The organism is Shewanella sp. (assembly GCF_051658185.1).
GTDB lineage: Bacteria > Pseudomonadota > Gammaproteobacteria > Enterobacterales > Shewanellaceae > Shewanella.
In genome coordinates this window covers 1-14,241 of sequence record NZ_JBOFMC010000004.1, presented here as the reverse complement: position 1 = coordinate 14,241, position 14,241 = coordinate 1, and the positions used below count along the sequence as shown (strand labels likewise).

Sequence of the window (14,241 nt, the reverse complement as noted above, 5' to 3'; positions counted from 1 at the left end):
AAGCTAGAGGGTGATTTTTTATGTGTCCATTTTAGGAGCTCTGGTCAATGCAGAACCAAAGAATCCGTATCCGCTTGAAAGGATTTGATCATCGTTTAATTGATCAGTCTACAGCGGAAATCGTTGAAACTGCTAAGCGTACTGGCGCCCAGGTACGTGGTCCTATTCCACTGCCTACGCGCAAAGAGCGTTATACCGTTTTGATCTCTCCGCACGTTAATAAAGATGCTCGTGACCAGTACGAATTACGTACTCACAAGCGCCTGGTTGACATCGTAGAGCCAACTGAAAAGACTGTAGACGCATTAATGCGTTTAGATCTTGCGGCTGGTGTCGACGTACAGATTAGCTTGGGTTAATTGAGATCCTTAGAAGAGGTTTGAGAGATGGCTATCGGTCTTATTGGTCGTAAAGTTGGTATGACTCGCATCTTCACTGAAGATGGTGTTTCAATACCTGTTACAGTAATTGAAGTTGCTGGCAACCGTGTTACTCAAGTGAAAACTTTAGAAACTGACGGTTATCGCGCACTTCAAGTTACTACTGGTACCAAAAAAGCCAATCGCATCACTAAACCAGAAGCAGGTCACTTTGCCAAGAGCGGTGTTGAAGCCGGTCGTGGTTTGTGGGAAGTGCGTCTGGCAGACGGTGAAGGCGAGGGCATTGAAGTTGGTGCTGAGCTAAATGTTGATATTTTCGCTGATGTAGCGAAAGTTGATGTTACTGGTCAATCAAAAGGTAAAGGCTTCCAAGGCGGCGTTAAGCGTTGGAACTTCCGTACCCAAGATATGACTCACGGTAACTCTTTGTCGCACCGTTCGAACGGTTCTATTGGTCAGAACCAAACGCCTGGTCGCGTATTTAAAGGCAAAAAAATGTCAGGCCACATGGGTGCCGAGCGTGTTACTACTCAAAATCTAGAAGTTGTTCGTGTAGATGTTGAGCGTAACCTGCTACTGGTTAAAGGTGCTGTTCCGGGCGCAACTAATGGCGACCTGATCATCAAGCCTGCAGTTAAAGCTTAAGGTCTGAGGAGATAGTAATGGAATTGGTATTGAAAGACGCACAAAGCGCTCTTGAAGTTTCCGAAACTACCTTCGGCCGTGACTTTAACGAGGCACTGGTTCATCAGGTAGTTGTAGCGTACGCTGCAAACGCGCGTCAAGGCACTCGTGGCCAAAAGACTCGTGCGGAAGTAACTGGCTCTGGCAAAAAGCCATGGCGCCAAAAAGGCACTGGCCGCGCTCGCGCTGGTAGTGTTAAGGGCCCAATCTGGCGTGGCGGTGGCGTAACATTCGCTGCTAAAACCCAAGATCATAGCCAAAAAGTAAACAAAAAGATGTACCGCGGCGCGCTGAAAAGCATTCTGTCTGAATTGGTACGTCAAGAGCGTTTAGTGGTTGTTGAATCTTTCGGCGTTGAAGCTCCTAAAACTAAAGAGCTGAAAGCAAAACTGAAAGCAATGAACCTGGAAGACGTTCTGATTGTAACTGCAGAAGTTGATGAGAACTTATTCTTAGCAGCTCGTAACCTGTACAAGGTTGACGTTCGTGATGTAGCGGGTCTTGACCCAGTAAGTCTGATCGCGTTCAACACTGTGCTTGTGACTGCTGACGCAGTGAAGCAAATCGAGGAGATGCTAGCATGATGATCCGCGAAGAACGTTTGCTAAAAGTTATTCTCGCGCCACACATCTCTGAAAAGAGCACTGTGAATGCTGAGAAGCACAACACTGTTGTTTTCCGCGTAGCTATCGATGCAACTAAAGCTGAAATTAAAGCTGCTGTTGCTAAGCTATTTGAAGTTGAAGTTGAATCAGTTCGCACTTTAGTGAGCAAAGGCAAAACCAAGCGTACCGGTGGTCGTTCAGGCCGTCGTAGCGATTGGAAAAAAGCCTATGTAACTCTAGCTGCTGGTGCTGATATCGATTTCGTCGGCGGCGCTGAGTAAGCAAAGGAGAATTATCATGGCAGTTATTAAGTGTAAGCCAACCTCTCCAGGTCGTCGCCACGTTGTTAAAGTGGTGAACACTGACCTGCATAAGGGTAAACCCTTTGCTGGCCTGTTGGCAAAAAAATCTAAAAGTGGTGGCCGTAACAATACTGGCCGTATCACTGTCCGCCACGTTGGTGGTGGTCACAAGCAGCATTATCGTTTAATCGACTTCAAACGCGATAAAGACGGTATCCCTGCAAAGATTGAGCGTCTGGAATACGATCCAAACCGTACTGCGCACATTGCTCTAGTACTGTATGCGGATGGTGAGCGTCGTTATATTCTTGCTGCTAAAGGTATGCAAGCTGGTGACAAAATCCAGTCTGGTGTTGAAGCCGAAATCAAAACCGGTAACGCAATGCCACTGCGCAACATTCCAGTAGGTTCTGTTGTGCACGCTGTAGAAATGAAGCCTGGTAAAGGTGCTCAAATCGCGCGTTCAGCGGGTGCTTATGTACAAGTTGTTGCTCGTGATGGCGCATATGCCACTCTACGTCTTCGCTCTGGCGAAATGCGTAAAGTGCCAGTTGATTGCCGCGCAACATTTGGTGAAGTTGGTAATGCCGAACACATGCTACGCCAGTTAGGTAAAGCAGGTGCTAAGCGCTGGAGAGGCATTCGCCCAACAGTTCGCGGTGTTGCAATGAACCCAGTAGACCATCCACACGGTGGTGGTGAAGGCCGTACTTCTGGTGGTCGTCACCCAGTGACTCCATGGGGTGTGCCAACTAAGGGTTATAAGACTCGTAGTAACAAGCGCACTGACAAGTACATCGTACGTCGTCGTAATAAATAGTAAGAGGATTCGCCATGCCACGTTCTCTCAAGAAAGGTCCCTTCATTGACCTGCACTTGCTGAAGAAGGTAGAGAAAGCGATGGAAGCCGGTGACAAGAAGCCTATTAAGACTTGGTCACGTCGCTCTATGATCATTCCAAATATGATTGGTTTGACCATCGCTGTCCATAATGGTCGTCAGCACGTTCCTGTGTTCGTAACTGACGAAATGATCGGCCACAAACTTGGTGAATTCTCACCAACTCGCACTTATCGCGGCCATGCTGCTGATAAGAAAGCGAAGAAGCGTTAATACGGGAGGAATAAGATGGAAGTTTTAGCTAAACATCGTTTTGCCCGTACGTCTGCGCAGAAGGCCCGTCTGGTTGCCGATCAAATTCGTGGTTTGCCTGTTGCTAAGGCCCTCGAAATTTTGACTTTCAGCCCGAAGAAAGCCGCCGTACTGGTTAAAAAAGTACTTGACTCAGCTATCGCAAACGCCGAACACAACGAAGGCGCGGATATTGATGAGCTAAAAGTAGGAGCCGTCTTTGTTGACGAGGGTCCAACTATGAAGCGTATCATGCCACGTGCTAAAGGCCGCGCTGATCGTATCATGAAGCGTACCAGCCACATTACTGTGGTTGTATCAGATCGCTAGGAGAGAGCAATGGGACAGAAAGTACATCCTAATGGTATCCGTCTGGGTATCACCAAGCCTTGGATCTCTACCTGGTACGCGGATAAGTCAGATTATGCGAATAATCTGAACAGCGACTGGGAAGTGCGTAAGTTTCTTGAAGAGAAGCTACAAGCTGCTTCAGTATCCAAGATTGTTATCGAACGTCCAGCGAAAAGCATCCGCGTTACGATTCACACTGCCCGTCCAGGTGTTGTGATTGGTAAGAAAGGTGAAGACGTTGAAGTATTGCGTGCTGCAGTTTCAAAACTGGCTGGCACTCCTGCTCAAATTAACATCGCTGAGATCCGTAAACCTGAGCTAGATGCCAAATTAGTTGCTGACTCAATTGCACAGCAATTAGAGCGTCGTGTGATGTTCCGTCGTGCGATGAAGCGCGCGGTACAAAACGCAATGCGTATTGGTGCTCAAGGTATCAAAGTTGAAGTTAGTGGCCGTCTAGGCGGTGCTGAGATTGCGCGCTCTGAGTGGTATCGTGAAGGTCGCGTACCTTTACATACTTTGCGTGCTGATATCGACTATTCAACCTCTGAAAGTCACACTCAATACGGTGTGATTGGTGTTAAAGTTTGGATCTTCAAAGGTGAAGTTCTGGACGGAATGCTGCCACAGATTGAAGAACCGAAACAGCAGCAACCTAAGCGCAAGCCTCGTGGTAAATAGGAGAGCCGGCAATGCTGCAACCTAAACGTATGAAGTTTCGCAAGATGTTCAAAGGCCGTAACCGCGGTCTAGCGAACGGTACCGAAGTTAGCTTTGGTACTTTTGGTCTGAAAGCAGTTGGCCGTGGCCGTTTAACTGCACGTCAGATCGAATCTGCACGTCGTGCCATGACACGTCACATTAAGCGTCAGGGACAAATTTGGATTCGAGTTTTCCCGGACAAGCCGATTACCTCTAAGCCTCTTGAAGTGCGTATGGGTAAAGGTAAAGGTAACGTTGAATACTGGGTATGTCAGATTCAACCTGGTAAGGTTCTTTATGAGATGAATGGTGTGTCTGAAGTGATCGCTCGTGAAGCGTTTGCTTTAGCTGCTGCCAAGCTTCCAATTAAGACTACCTTCGTAACTAAGACGGTGATGTAATGAAAGCGAGCGAACTGAGAGAAAAGAGCGTTGAAGAACTGAACGCTGAACTACTTGGTCTGCTGCGTGAGCAGTTCAACCTGCGTATGCAACACGCCACTGGTCAGTTGACTCAGACTCATCAACTGAAATTGGTGCGCCGTAATATTGCGCGCGTTAAGACCATTATTACTTCTAAGGCGGGTGCATAATGTCTGATAAAATCCGTACTTTGCAGGGTCGTGTCACTAGCAACAAAATGGACAAGTCTATTACTGTTGCTATCGAACGCCAAGTGAAACACCCAATCTATGGGAAATACATTAAGCGTACGACTAAGATCCATGCACATGACGAAACTAATCAGTGCAATGAAGGTGACGTAGTCGCGATTCGCGAATGCCGTCCTTTGTCTAAGACTAAGTCTTGGACCCTGGTTGAAGTAGTATCAAAGGCCTAATTAAATTAGGTATTTAGGTAAACGGCTCCAGAATTTGGGGCCGTTTGTTTTTTAATACTATACTTTCCGCTTTTATGGTGTTATATTTGCGCGCCATTTTTGACTAAATTAGTAGCAGAAATGGCGTATATAGTCCCATAGTGGGAATTGTGTAGTAACGATAGCGGAGCACTTAAAATGATCCAAATGCAATCGACTCTTGACGTCGCATGTAACAGCGGCGCACGCAGAGTTCAGTGTATTAAGGTCTTGGGTGGCTCTCATCGTCGTTATGCCGGTATCGGCGACATTATCAAAGTTTCTGTAAAAGAAGCGATTCCTCGCGCTAAAGCGAAGAAAGGTGATGTGTATAACGCGGTGGTAGTCCGTACTAAGAAAGGCGTACGTCGTCCAGACGGTTCTGTCATTCGCTTCGATCGGAATGCAGCGGTTCTTTTGAACAACAACCTGCAGCCGATTGGCACTCGTATCTTTGGACCAGTGACACGTGAATTGCGTAATGAGCAATTCATGAAAATTGTCTCGCTGGCACCAGAAGTACTGTAAGGAGCTTCAAAATGGCAGCTAAAATCCGTCGTGAAGACGAAGTGATTGTATTAGCAGGTAAAGACAAGGGTAAACGTGCTAAAGTTTCTCAAGTCCTACCTACTGGTAAATTAATTGTTGAAGGCATCAATCTTGTCAAAAAACACCAAAAGCCAAACCCACAACTGGGTGTAGCTGGCGGTATTGTTGAGAAAGAAGCACCGATACAAGCATCAAATGTAGCGATTTTCAACTCTGCCACTGGCAAAGCTGATCGCGTTGGTTTCCGCTTTGAAGATGGCAAAAAAGTTCGCTTCTTCAAATCGACCAGTGAACTCGTTAAGTAATTGGAGTAAACGATGGCGAAACTGCATGATAAATACCAAGAGACTGTTGTCGCTGAACTTGCTAAAAAGTTCGGTTATACCAGTGTCATGCAAGTCCCTCGGATTGAGAAAATCACCCTGAACATGGGTGTTGGCGAAGCTGTTGCAGACAAGAAAGTGATGGAGCATGCGCTCCGTGACATGACTGCGATCGCTGGTCAAAAGCCAGTTGTAACTGTTGCTCGTAAATCAGTTGCTGGTTTTAAAATCCGTGAAGGCTACCCTATTGGCTGTAAAGTTACCCTGCGCGGTGAGCGTATGTGGGAATTCTTAGAGCGTTTAGTCGATATCGCAATCCCACGTATTCGTGACTTCCGTGGCTTAAGCGCTAAAGCGTTTGACGGCCGTGGTAACTACGCGATGGGCGTGCGTGAGCAGATCATTTTCCCAGAGATCGATTACGATAAAATCGATAAAATTCGCGGTATGGATATTGTTATCACTACCTCTGCGAAGACTGATGAAGAAGGTCGTGCTTTGTTAGACGCTTTTAACTTCCCATTCAAGAAATAAGGGTAGCGTAATGGCAAAATCATCAATGAAAGCACGTGAAGTTAAACGTGCACAGCTCGTAGCTAAGTTCGCTGAAAAGCGCGCCGCTCTGAAAGCTATTATTGTCAGTCCAGCTTCTTCTGATGAAGACCGTTGGGATGCAGTATTAAAGCTGCAAGCTTTACCACGTGATTCCAGCGCTGCGCGTCAACGCAATCGTTGTAATCAAACTGGTCGCCCACACGGTTTCCTACGTAAATTCGGCTTAAGCCGTATCAAATTACGTGAAGCAACCATGCGTGGTGAAGTTCCTGGCCTACGTAAGGCTAGCTGGTAAGCACTTGTCACGGAGTAAGCTAATATGAGCATGCAAGATCCTATTGCGGATATGTTAACCCGTATTCGTAACGGCCAAGCTGCTAACAAAGTATCAGTGAAGATGCCTTCTGCTAAGTTGAAAGTCGCGATTGCGAAACTGCTTAAAGAAGAAGGTTACATCGCCGATTACGCCGTAGCAGATGAAGCCAAGCCTGAACTGGAAATTACTTTAAAGTATTTCCAAGGCCAACCAGTCGTTGAGACTATCCAGCGCGTAAGTCGTCCTGGTCTTCGTATTTACAAAGGTAAAAACGAACTGCCAAAGGTGATGGGCGGACTGGGTGTCGCAATTGTGTCCACTTCTAAAGGCTTGATGACTGATCGTGCCGCCCGCCTTGCAGGCATGGGTGGCGAGGTTATCTGCTACGTAGCATAAGGAGCTAGGAATGTCTCGTGTAGCAAAAGCACCAGTATCTATTCCAGCTGGCGTAGAGGTGACCTTAAACGAACAGACCCTGACCGTTAAAGGCGCGAAAGGAAGTCTGACTCGAGTGATCAACAATGCGGTCAATGTTGTTATTGAAGATGGCGTGATCAAGTTCCTACCTGTCGAAGGCGTTGTTAACGCTTGGGCACAGGCAGGTACCACACGTGCATTAGTAAACAACATGGTTGTTGGTGTATCTCAAGGTTTTGAGCGTAAGTTAAAGTTAGTTGGCGTTGGTTACCGTGCGAAACTCGTCGGTTCTGACATCGATTTGACTTTAGGCTTCTCTCATCCGTTAGTACACAAACTGCCCGCAGGCGTTACTGCAGAGTGTCCTAGCCAAACTGATATCGTCCTACGTGGCGTTGATAAACAGTTAATTGGCCAAGTCGCTGCTGAGATTCGCGGATATCGTCCACCAGAGCCGTATAAAGGCAAGGGTGTTCGCTATGACGACGAAGAAGTACGCCGTAAAGAGGCTAAGAAGAAGTAGGTAACGCGATATGGATAAGAAAACATCTCGCTTACGTCGCGCTATTCGCGCTCGTAAGAAGATCCAAGAGCTGGGCGTGAACCGTCTGGTTGTACATCGTACACCGCGTCACATTTATGCTCAGGTGATCAATCCTGAAGCTCAGGTGGTGGCAGCTGCTTCAACCGTCGAAAAAGCGGTTAAAGAGCAACTGAAGAGTACCGGTAACGTAGACGCGGCTAAAGCAGTAGGTAAGTTTGTTGCTGAGCGCGCGATCGAAAAAGGCGTGACTACTGTTGCGTTTGATCGTTCTGGTTTCAAGTATCACGGTCGTGTAGCTGCTCTAGCAGATGCTGCTCGTGAAGCTGGCCTCCAGTTCTAAGGGGTTATAAAAATGGCTAAATTAGAAGCTCAGCAAAAAGACGATCTGCAAGAGAAATTAATTGCAGTTAATCGTGTTTCTAAAGTAGTTAAGGGCGGTCGTATCTTTAGCTTCACAGCACTGACAGTAGTGGGTGATGGTAACGGTAAGATCGGCTATGGCTATGGTAAAGCGCGCGAAGTTCCAGCAGCAATTCAAAAAGCTATGGAAAAAGCCCGTCGTAATATGGTGACTGTGGAATTGAATGCGGGTACTCTGCATCACCCAGTTAAAGGTCGCCATACTGGTTCACGTGTTTACATGCAACCAGCATCACAGGGTACCGGTATTATCGCCGGTGGCGCAATGCGTGCCGTATTGGAAGTTGCAGGCGTTCATAACGTTCTGTCTAAAGCATACGGTTCTACTAACCCGATCAACATCGTTCGCGCGACTGTCGATGCATTGGTGCACATGAAGTCACCTTCGCAAATCGCAGCTAAGCGTGGCCTGAATGTTGACGAAATTCGGGGGTAATGCACCATGGCAACTAAAACTGTAAAAGTTACTCAGACTAAAAGTGCTATTGGTCGTTTACCAAAGCACCGTGCGACCCTAACCGGTCTTGGTCTGCGTCGCATTGGTCACACTGTTGAATTAGAAGATACTCCTTCAGTTCGCGGTATGATCAACAAGGTCTACTACATGGTTAAGGTGGAGGATTAATAGATGCGTTTAAATACTCTATCTCCAGCGGCAGGCTCTAAGCATGCACCAAAGCGCGTAGGCCGTGGTATGGGTTCAGGTTTAGGTAAAACTGCAGGTCGTGGTCACAAAGGCCAAAAATCTCGTTCTGGTGGCGGTGTACGCCCTGGATTCGAGGGTGGTCAAATGCCACTGAAGATCCGCTTACCTAAATTTGGTTTTACCTCGCGTCGCGCTATGGTAACAGCTGAAGTTCGTGTACTCGAACTGGCAAAAGTTAACGGTGATGTTATCGACTTAAACGCTCTGAAAGATGCGAACGTTATAACTCGCAACATCCAGTTTGCGAAAATTGTTCTTTCAGGTACCATTGAGCGCCCTGTGACTGTAAAAGGTCTGAAGGTAACCAAAGGTGCACGTGCAGCAATTGAAGCTGCTGGCGGTAAGATCGAGGAATAATACGTCGATGGCAAAACCAGGACTTGATTTAAAAAGCGCGAAAGGTGGACTTTCTGAGTTGAAAGCTCGCCTCCTGTTCGTGATTGGTGCGATTATCGTCTTTAGGGCCGGTTCGTTTGTGCCAATTCCTGGTATTGACGCAGCTGTATTAGCAGAGCTGTTTGCTCAGCAAAGTGGAACCATCCTTGGCATGTTTAACATGTTCTCGGGTGGTGCCCTTGAGCGTGCCTCTATCTTTGCATTAGGTATCATGCCGTACATTTCGGCTTCGATCATTATGCAGTTATTGACTGTTGTGCATCCGGCGCTAGCTGAATTGAAAAAAGAAGGCGAATCCGGGCGTAAAAAGATCAGTCAATATACCCGATGGGGTACGTTAGTGCTGGGTACATTCCAGTCGGTCGGTATTGCAACCGGGTTACCAAACTTAGTGCCAGGCCTTGTGGTCAACATTGGTTTTGGGTTTTACTTTGTTGCGGTTGTGAGCTTAGTGACGGGAACGATGTTCCTGATGTGGCTAGGTGAACAAATTACCGAACGTGGTATCGGCAATGGTATCTCGATTCTAATTTTCGCGGGTATTGTTGCAGGATTACCTTCCGCTATTGGCCAAACGGCCGAGCAGGCGCGTCAAGGTGACTTGAATGTGTTAGTATTGTTGTTGCTCGCGGTAATTGTGTTTGCTGTGACTTATTTCGTGGTATTTGTGGAGCGTGGTCAACGTCGTATCGTTGTCAACTACGCTAAGCGTCAGCAGGGCCGTAAGGTGTTCGCTGCGCAAAGCACCCACTTACCATTGAAGATAAACATGGCGGGTGTAATACCTCCAATTTTTGCGTCAAGCATCATTTTGTTCCCAGGCACACTGGCTCAGTGGTTTGGTCAAAATGAGTCTATGTCATGGTTAAGTGATTTTTCACTGGCTGTGTCACCAGGACAACCGCTTTACTCATTATTATATGCAGCAGCGATTATCTTCTTCTGTTTCTTCTATACTGCGTTGGTGTTTAACCCACGTGAAACAGCTGATAACTTGAAGAAGAGTGGTGCATTCATCCCTGGGATCCGTCCTGGAGAACAGACTTCGCGTTACATTGATAAAGTAATGACCCGTTTGACATTAGCAGGCGCGTTATACATTACCTTTATCTGTTTAATTCCGGAGTTCATGTTAATTGCGTGGAAAGTACAGTTTTATTTTGGCGGTACTTCACTACTGATTATGGTAGTCGTGATCATGGACTTCATGGCTCAGGTTCAGACCCATATGATGTCTCATCAGTATGAGTCTGTGATGAAGAAAGCTAACCTAGTAAACAAAGCAAATTTAGATCGCTTTGGTCGCTAATTAGCTTTACGGAGTGATGAAATGAAAGTTCGAGCTTCCGTGAAGAAGATCTGCCGTAACTGCAAGATCGTCAAGCGTAGTGGCGTTGTACGCGTTATCTGTGTTGAACCAAAACACAAACAGCGTCAAGGCTAATTAAGAAAATTTGTTCAGCCCAATCTTGGGCTGAACAAAATATTGTTTGCAAATCTGTCAGCTGTCGAGTATCCTTTCGGGCTTTTCGCAGTTGGCCTTTAACTTAAGGAGTGCATAGTGGCCCGTATCGCTGGCATTAACATTCCTGATCAAAAGCATACAGTCATCGCATTGACTGCAATTTTCGGCATCGGCCGTACTCGTGCAAGAGCAATCTGCGCGGCTACAGCAATCGCTGAAACTGCTAAGATCAAGGAATTGAGCGAAGCTCAAATAGATACACTACGCGAAGAAGTCGCCAAATATTTAGTAGAAGGTGACTTACGTCGTGAGATTTCAATGAACATCAAGCGTCTTATGGATCTTGGTTGTTATCGTGGTCTCCGCCATCGTCGTAGCCTGCCTCTTCGTGGGCAACGTACTAAGACCAATGCGCGTACGCGTAAAGGTCCACGTAAACCAATTAGAAAGTAACGGGAAGGTAAAGCAATGGCTAAAGTTCCGTCACGTTCTCCGCGTAAGCGCGTACGTAAACAGGTTGCAGATGGCATGGCTCATATCCATGCTTCTTTCAACAACACTATTGTCACCATTACAGATCGTCAAGGTAATGCGTTGTCATGGGCTACTTCAGGTGGTTCAGGTTTCCGTGGTTCACGTAAATCTACTCCATTTGCTGCACAGGTGGCTGCTGAGCGTGCAGGTGCTGCTGCTCAAGACTACGGTTTAAAAAACCTTGAAGTGTTTGTGAAGGGTCCAGGTCCAGGTCGTGAGTCAGCCATTCGTGCGCTGAACGCTGTTGGTTATAAAATTACCAACATTACCGATGTGACGCCGATCCCTCATAATGGTTGTCGTCCTCCTAAAAAGCGTCGTGTATAACGCCGTTTCATTAGGATAGTTGGAGAAAGATCATGGCAAGATACTTGGGTCCCAAGCTCAAGCTCAGCCGCCGAGAAGGTACAGACCTTTTCTTAAAAAGCGGTGTGAGAGCAATCGATTCAAAGTGTAAACTGGAATCAGCACCTGGACAGCATGGCGCTCGTAAGCCACGTTTGTCAGAGTACGGTTTGCAGTTACGCGAAAAACAAAAAGTTCGTCGTATTTACGGTGTGTTAGAAAAACAATTCCGTAACTACTACAAAGATGCTGCACGCGCTAAAGGCAACACAGGTGAAAACCTGCTTCAGCTTTTAGAAACCCGTCTAGATAACGTTGTTTATCGTATGGGCTTTGGTGCAACTCGTGCAGAATCACGTCAGTTAGTCAGCCATAAATCTGTTATGGTTAACGGTCGTGTTGTTAACATTCCGTCATTCAAAGTGTCTGCGAATGATGTTGTGAGCATCCGCGAGAAGTCACGCACTCAAGCTCGTATTAAAGCGGCTTTAGAAGTGGCAGCTCAACGCGAGAAGCCTACATGGGTTGAAGTCGACAGCGCGAAAATGGAAGGTGCTTTCAAGCGCATTCCAGAACGTAGCGATTTGTCTGCGGAAATTAACGAACAGCTGATCGTCGAGCTTTACTCTAAGTAAGGCTAACAAACAAGAGAGGACACAATGCAGGGTTCTGTTACAGAATTTCTTAAACCGCGTCTCGTTGATATCGAGCAGGTTAACTCAACACGTGCCAAGGTTACACTGGAACCGCTTGAGCGTGGTTTCGGCCACACTTTAGGTAACGCGTTGCGTCGCATCCTATTGTCGTCTATGCCCGGCTGCGCGGTTACCGAAGTCGAGATTGACGGCGTGCTGCACGAATACAGCAGCAAGGAAGGCGTACAAGAAGATATCCTTGAGATCTTGTTAAACCTGAAAGGGTTAGCAGTGACTATCGAGGGTAAAGACGAGGCTATGCTTACGTTGAGCAAGTCCGGCGCAGGCCCTGTCATCGCAGCAGACATCACGCATGATGGTGATGTCACTATCGTGAATCCTGATCATGTTATTTGTCATTTGACAGGTAACAATGATATCAGCATGCGTATTCGCGTTGAGCGTGGTCGCGGTTATGTGCCAGCATCTGCTCGTGCACAGACCGAAGACGATGATCGCCCGATCGGTCGCTTGCTGGTTGATGCTTCTTTCTCGCCAGTCGCACGTATTGCCTACAATGTAGAAGCAGCTCGTGTTGAACAGCGTACTGACTTGGATAAACTCGTTATTGATATGACCACCAATGGTACTATCGATCCTGAGGAAGCTATCCGTCGTTCTGCAACCATTTTAGCTGAACAGCTAGATGCGTTTGTTGAGCTGCGTGACGTGACTGAGCCAGAACTGAAAGAAGAGAAGCCGGAGTTCGATCCGATTCTGTTGCGTCCTGTCGACGATTTAGAGCTAACTGTACGTTCGGCTAACTGCTTGAAAGCCGAAGCGATTCATTACATCGGAGATCTGGTACAACGTACTGAAGTTGAGCTGCTTAAAACACCTAACCTAGGTAAGAAGTCTCTTACTGAAATTAAGGACGTTTTAGCTTCTCGCGGACTGTCGTTAGGTATGCGTCTGGAAAACTGGCCTCCAGCTAGTTTAGCCGACGACCTATAAGTCTCAGGTTTGTACAGATTTAGGTTATAAGGATTAGGTCATGCGCCATCGTAAGAGTGGTCGTCAACTTAACCGCAACAGCAGCCATCGCCAAGCTATGTTCCGTAACATGGCAAGCTCACTGGTTCGTCATGAGATCATCAAGACAACCGTAGCTAAAGCGAAAGAACTGCGTCGCGTAGTTGAGCCTCTGATAACACTTGCTAAGAGTGACAGCGTTGCAAACCGTCGTTTAGCGTTTGCACGTACTCGCGACGCTGAAGTCGTAGGTAAGTTATTTACTGAGTTGGGTCCACGTTACCAGGAACGTCCTGGTGGCTATACCCGTATCCTTAAGTGCGGTTTACGTGCTGGTGATAAAGCCCCTATGGCTTACATCGAGCTAGTTGGCCGTCCAGAAGCTGCTCAAGCTGTTGATGTTGAAGCTGCTGAGTAATTAAGGTTACATATTTAAAAAACCGGGCATTGCCCGGTTTTTTTATACCTGTTCGTATCGTCTTTGACTCCTATGGCGTGTTAGGTTAATGCGCTGGTCAGTTTGTTATCATTGCGCGATAGGGTGATGATGCCCGTTGTGGTCATTGACAGCGCTTATCTATTTTGATGTAACATCCCTGCCGACCTGCCGACCTGCCGACCTGCCGACCTGCCGACCTGCCGACCTGCCGACCTGCCGACCTGCCGACCTGCCGACCTGCCGACCTGCCGACCTGCCGAGCTATTCGCCTGGGATATCATTGTCCTATCTGCTCATGTTTTCTCTATGTGTTTTGAGCAAGTGCTTTTGGCACATCTTTCCAGCCCGCAAAGCTTTGTTCAGCTTAGTTGGCTATCTGCAAGATCTTTTTCGCCTTCAAGCTAGTGGTGTATGTATTGTGCAGATAAAGGGAGGTTGCATAACAATCTAACTATGGACGTTGAAGTCGCACTGGCTGCAAGCGCTCCTACCTCTTCGGCACAACGGCTAAGCCTCAGCCTTGTTCACCTGCTCGAGCTGCTGTTATGACGG

At 47.2% G+C, this 14,241-nt stretch carries 28 protein-coding genes; all 28 read left to right on the top strand.

What is annotated here, in order from left to right:
- Positions 1-47: 47 nt before the first annotated feature.
- The 28 genes from rpsJ to rplQ all read left to right on the top strand — a co-directional run bounded on the left by rpsJ (position 48) and on the right by rplQ (position 13,668).
- Complete coding sequence (rpsJ, locus tag ACRCZA_RS00270) at positions 48-359, top strand: 30S ribosomal protein S10 (protein WP_011070616.1); 312 nt, start codon at positions 48-50, stop codon at positions 357-359.
- Positions 360-386: 27 nt separating this feature from the next.
- Positions 387-1,025, top strand: coding sequence for a 50S ribosomal protein L3 (rplC, locus tag ACRCZA_RS00265; protein ID WP_007644356.1), 639 nt, complete (start codon positions 387-389; stop codon positions 1,023-1,025).
- A gap of 17 nt (positions 1,026-1,042) precedes the next feature.
- Entirely contained in the window at positions 1,043-1,648 is a 606-nt protein-coding gene (gene rplD / locus ACRCZA_RS00260; protein WP_007644364.1) for a 50S ribosomal protein L4, read from the top strand.
- Positions 1,648-1,950, top strand: coding sequence for a 50S ribosomal protein L23 (gene rplW / locus ACRCZA_RS00255; protein ID WP_438672489.1), 303 nt, complete (start codon positions 1,648-1,650; stop codon positions 1,948-1,950). Before rplD ends, rplW begins: the two co-directional genes overlap by 1 nt.
- Before the next feature lie 16 nt (positions 1,951-1,966).
- Positions 1,967-2,791, top strand: a complete 825-nt coding sequence (rplB, locus tag ACRCZA_RS00250) for a 50S ribosomal protein L2 (RefSeq protein WP_007644390.1) — start codon at positions 1,967-1,969, stop codon at positions 2,789-2,791.
- 14 nt (positions 2,792-2,805) lie between these two features.
- Positions 2,806-3,084, top strand: coding sequence for a 30S ribosomal protein S19 (rpsS, locus tag ACRCZA_RS00245; protein WP_006083596.1), 279 nt, complete (start codon positions 2,806-2,808; stop codon positions 3,082-3,084).
- Between the two features lie 15 nt (positions 3,085-3,099).
- The gene (gene rplV / locus ACRCZA_RS00240) at positions 3,100-3,432 is read left to right on the top strand and encodes a 50S ribosomal protein L22 (protein WP_006083595.1); all 333 of its coding nucleotides are present in this window, start codon (positions 3,100-3,102) and stop codon (positions 3,430-3,432) included.
- A gap of 9 nt (positions 3,433-3,441) precedes the next feature.
- On the top strand, positions 3,442-4,134 hold the full coding sequence (gene rpsC, locus ACRCZA_RS00235; protein ID WP_438672488.1) for a 30S ribosomal protein S3: 693 nt from the start codon (positions 3,442-3,444) through the stop codon (positions 4,132-4,134).
- Between the two features lie 11 nt (positions 4,135-4,145).
- Positions 4,146-4,556: a 50S ribosomal protein L16 gene (rplP, locus tag ACRCZA_RS00230; protein WP_006083593.1), complete on the top strand. Its 411-nt coding sequence runs from the start codon at positions 4,146-4,148 to the stop codon at positions 4,554-4,556.
- Entirely contained in the window at positions 4,556-4,747 is a 192-nt protein-coding gene (gene rpmC / locus ACRCZA_RS00225; protein WP_007644429.1) for a 50S ribosomal protein L29, read from the top strand. The genes rplP and rpmC overlap by 1 nt, the downstream gene beginning before the upstream one ends.
- Positions 4,747-4,995: a 30S ribosomal protein S17 gene (gene rpsQ, locus ACRCZA_RS00220; protein ID WP_037457745.1), complete on the top strand. Its 249-nt coding sequence runs from the start codon at positions 4,747-4,749 to the stop codon at positions 4,993-4,995. The genes rpmC and rpsQ overlap by 1 nt, the downstream gene beginning before the upstream one ends.
- Before the next feature lie 177 nt (positions 4,996-5,172).
- Positions 5,173-5,541 (top strand): 50S ribosomal protein L14, encoded by a 369-nt coding sequence (gene rplN / locus ACRCZA_RS00215; RefSeq protein WP_006083590.1) that lies wholly within the window; start codon positions 5,173-5,175, stop codon positions 5,539-5,541.
- Positions 5,542-5,552: 11 nt separating this feature from the next.
- Positions 5,553-5,867, top strand: a complete 315-nt coding sequence (gene rplX, locus ACRCZA_RS00210; protein ID WP_007644431.1) for a 50S ribosomal protein L24 — start codon at positions 5,553-5,555, stop codon at positions 5,865-5,867.
- A 12-nt stretch (positions 5,868-5,879) separates the two neighbouring features.
- Complete coding sequence (gene rplE / locus ACRCZA_RS00205; RefSeq protein WP_011787576.1) at positions 5,880-6,419, top strand: 50S ribosomal protein L5; 540 nt, start codon at positions 5,880-5,882, stop codon at positions 6,417-6,419.
- Positions 6,420-6,429: 10 nt separating this feature from the next.
- Entirely contained in the window at positions 6,430-6,735 is a 306-nt protein-coding gene (gene rpsN, locus ACRCZA_RS00200) for a 30S ribosomal protein S14 (RefSeq protein WP_438672487.1), read from the top strand.
- Between the two features lie 24 nt (positions 6,736-6,759).
- On the top strand, positions 6,760-7,152 hold the full coding sequence (gene rpsH, locus ACRCZA_RS00195; RefSeq protein WP_007644434.1) for a 30S ribosomal protein S8: 393 nt from the start codon (positions 6,760-6,762) through the stop codon (positions 7,150-7,152).
- A 10-nt stretch (positions 7,153-7,162) separates the two neighbouring features.
- Positions 7,163-7,696: a 50S ribosomal protein L6 gene (rplF, locus tag ACRCZA_RS00190; protein ID WP_438672486.1), complete on the top strand. Its 534-nt coding sequence runs from the start codon at positions 7,163-7,165 to the stop codon at positions 7,694-7,696.
- Between the two features lie 10 nt (positions 7,697-7,706).
- A complete protein-coding gene (gene rplR, locus ACRCZA_RS00185; RefSeq protein ID WP_248969071.1) occupies positions 7,707-8,057 on the top strand; it encodes a 50S ribosomal protein L18 in 351 nt (116 codons plus the stop codon).
- Between the two features lie 12 nt (positions 8,058-8,069).
- Complete coding sequence (rpsE, locus tag ACRCZA_RS00180) at positions 8,070-8,573, top strand: 30S ribosomal protein S5 (RefSeq protein ID WP_011787579.1); 504 nt, start codon at positions 8,070-8,072, stop codon at positions 8,571-8,573.
- Positions 8,574-8,579: 6 nt separating this feature from the next.
- Complete coding sequence (gene rpmD / locus ACRCZA_RS00175; protein WP_007644440.1) at positions 8,580-8,762, top strand: 50S ribosomal protein L30; 183 nt, start codon at positions 8,580-8,582, stop codon at positions 8,760-8,762.
- Positions 8,763-8,765: 3 nt separating this feature from the next.
- Positions 8,766-9,200, top strand: coding sequence for a 50S ribosomal protein L15 (gene rplO / locus ACRCZA_RS00170; protein ID WP_006083581.1), 435 nt, complete (start codon positions 8,766-8,768; stop codon positions 9,198-9,200).
- Between the two features lie 7 nt (positions 9,201-9,207).
- Positions 9,208-10,548, top strand: a complete 1,341-nt coding sequence (secY, locus tag ACRCZA_RS00165; protein WP_438672485.1) for a preprotein translocase subunit SecY — start codon at positions 9,208-9,210, stop codon at positions 10,546-10,548.
- A 21-nt stretch (positions 10,549-10,569) separates the two neighbouring features.
- Positions 10,570-10,683 carry a 50S ribosomal protein L36 gene (rpmJ, locus tag ACRCZA_RS00160; protein ID WP_006083579.1) on the top strand — a complete coding sequence of 38 codons (114 nt, stop codon included), beginning with the start codon at positions 10,570-10,572 and terminating at the stop codon, positions 10,681-10,683.
- 117 nt (positions 10,684-10,800) lie between these two features.
- The gene (rpsM, locus tag ACRCZA_RS00155; RefSeq protein WP_011787581.1) at positions 10,801-11,157 is read left to right on the top strand and encodes a 30S ribosomal protein S13; all 357 of its coding nucleotides are present in this window, start codon (positions 10,801-10,803) and stop codon (positions 11,155-11,157) included.
- A 15-nt stretch (positions 11,158-11,172) separates the two neighbouring features.
- On the top strand, positions 11,173-11,565 hold the full coding sequence (gene rpsK, locus ACRCZA_RS00150; RefSeq protein WP_006083577.1) for a 30S ribosomal protein S11: 393 nt from the start codon (positions 11,173-11,175) through the stop codon (positions 11,563-11,565).
- A gap of 32 nt (positions 11,566-11,597) precedes the next feature.
- On the top strand, positions 11,598-12,218 hold the full coding sequence (gene rpsD / locus ACRCZA_RS00145; RefSeq protein WP_438672484.1) for a 30S ribosomal protein S4: 621 nt from the start codon (positions 11,598-11,600) through the stop codon (positions 12,216-12,218).
- Positions 12,219-12,242: 24 nt separating this feature from the next.
- Positions 12,243-13,232, top strand: a complete 990-nt coding sequence (locus ACRCZA_RS00140; protein ID WP_007644468.1) for a DNA-directed RNA polymerase subunit alpha — start codon at positions 12,243-12,245, stop codon at positions 13,230-13,232.
- A 40-nt stretch (positions 13,233-13,272) separates the two neighbouring features.
- Complete coding sequence (gene rplQ / locus ACRCZA_RS00135) at positions 13,273-13,668, top strand: 50S ribosomal protein L17 (RefSeq protein ID WP_007644470.1); 396 nt, start codon at positions 13,273-13,275, stop codon at positions 13,666-13,668.
- The last annotated feature ends 573 nt before the right edge of the window (positions 13,669-14,241 follow it).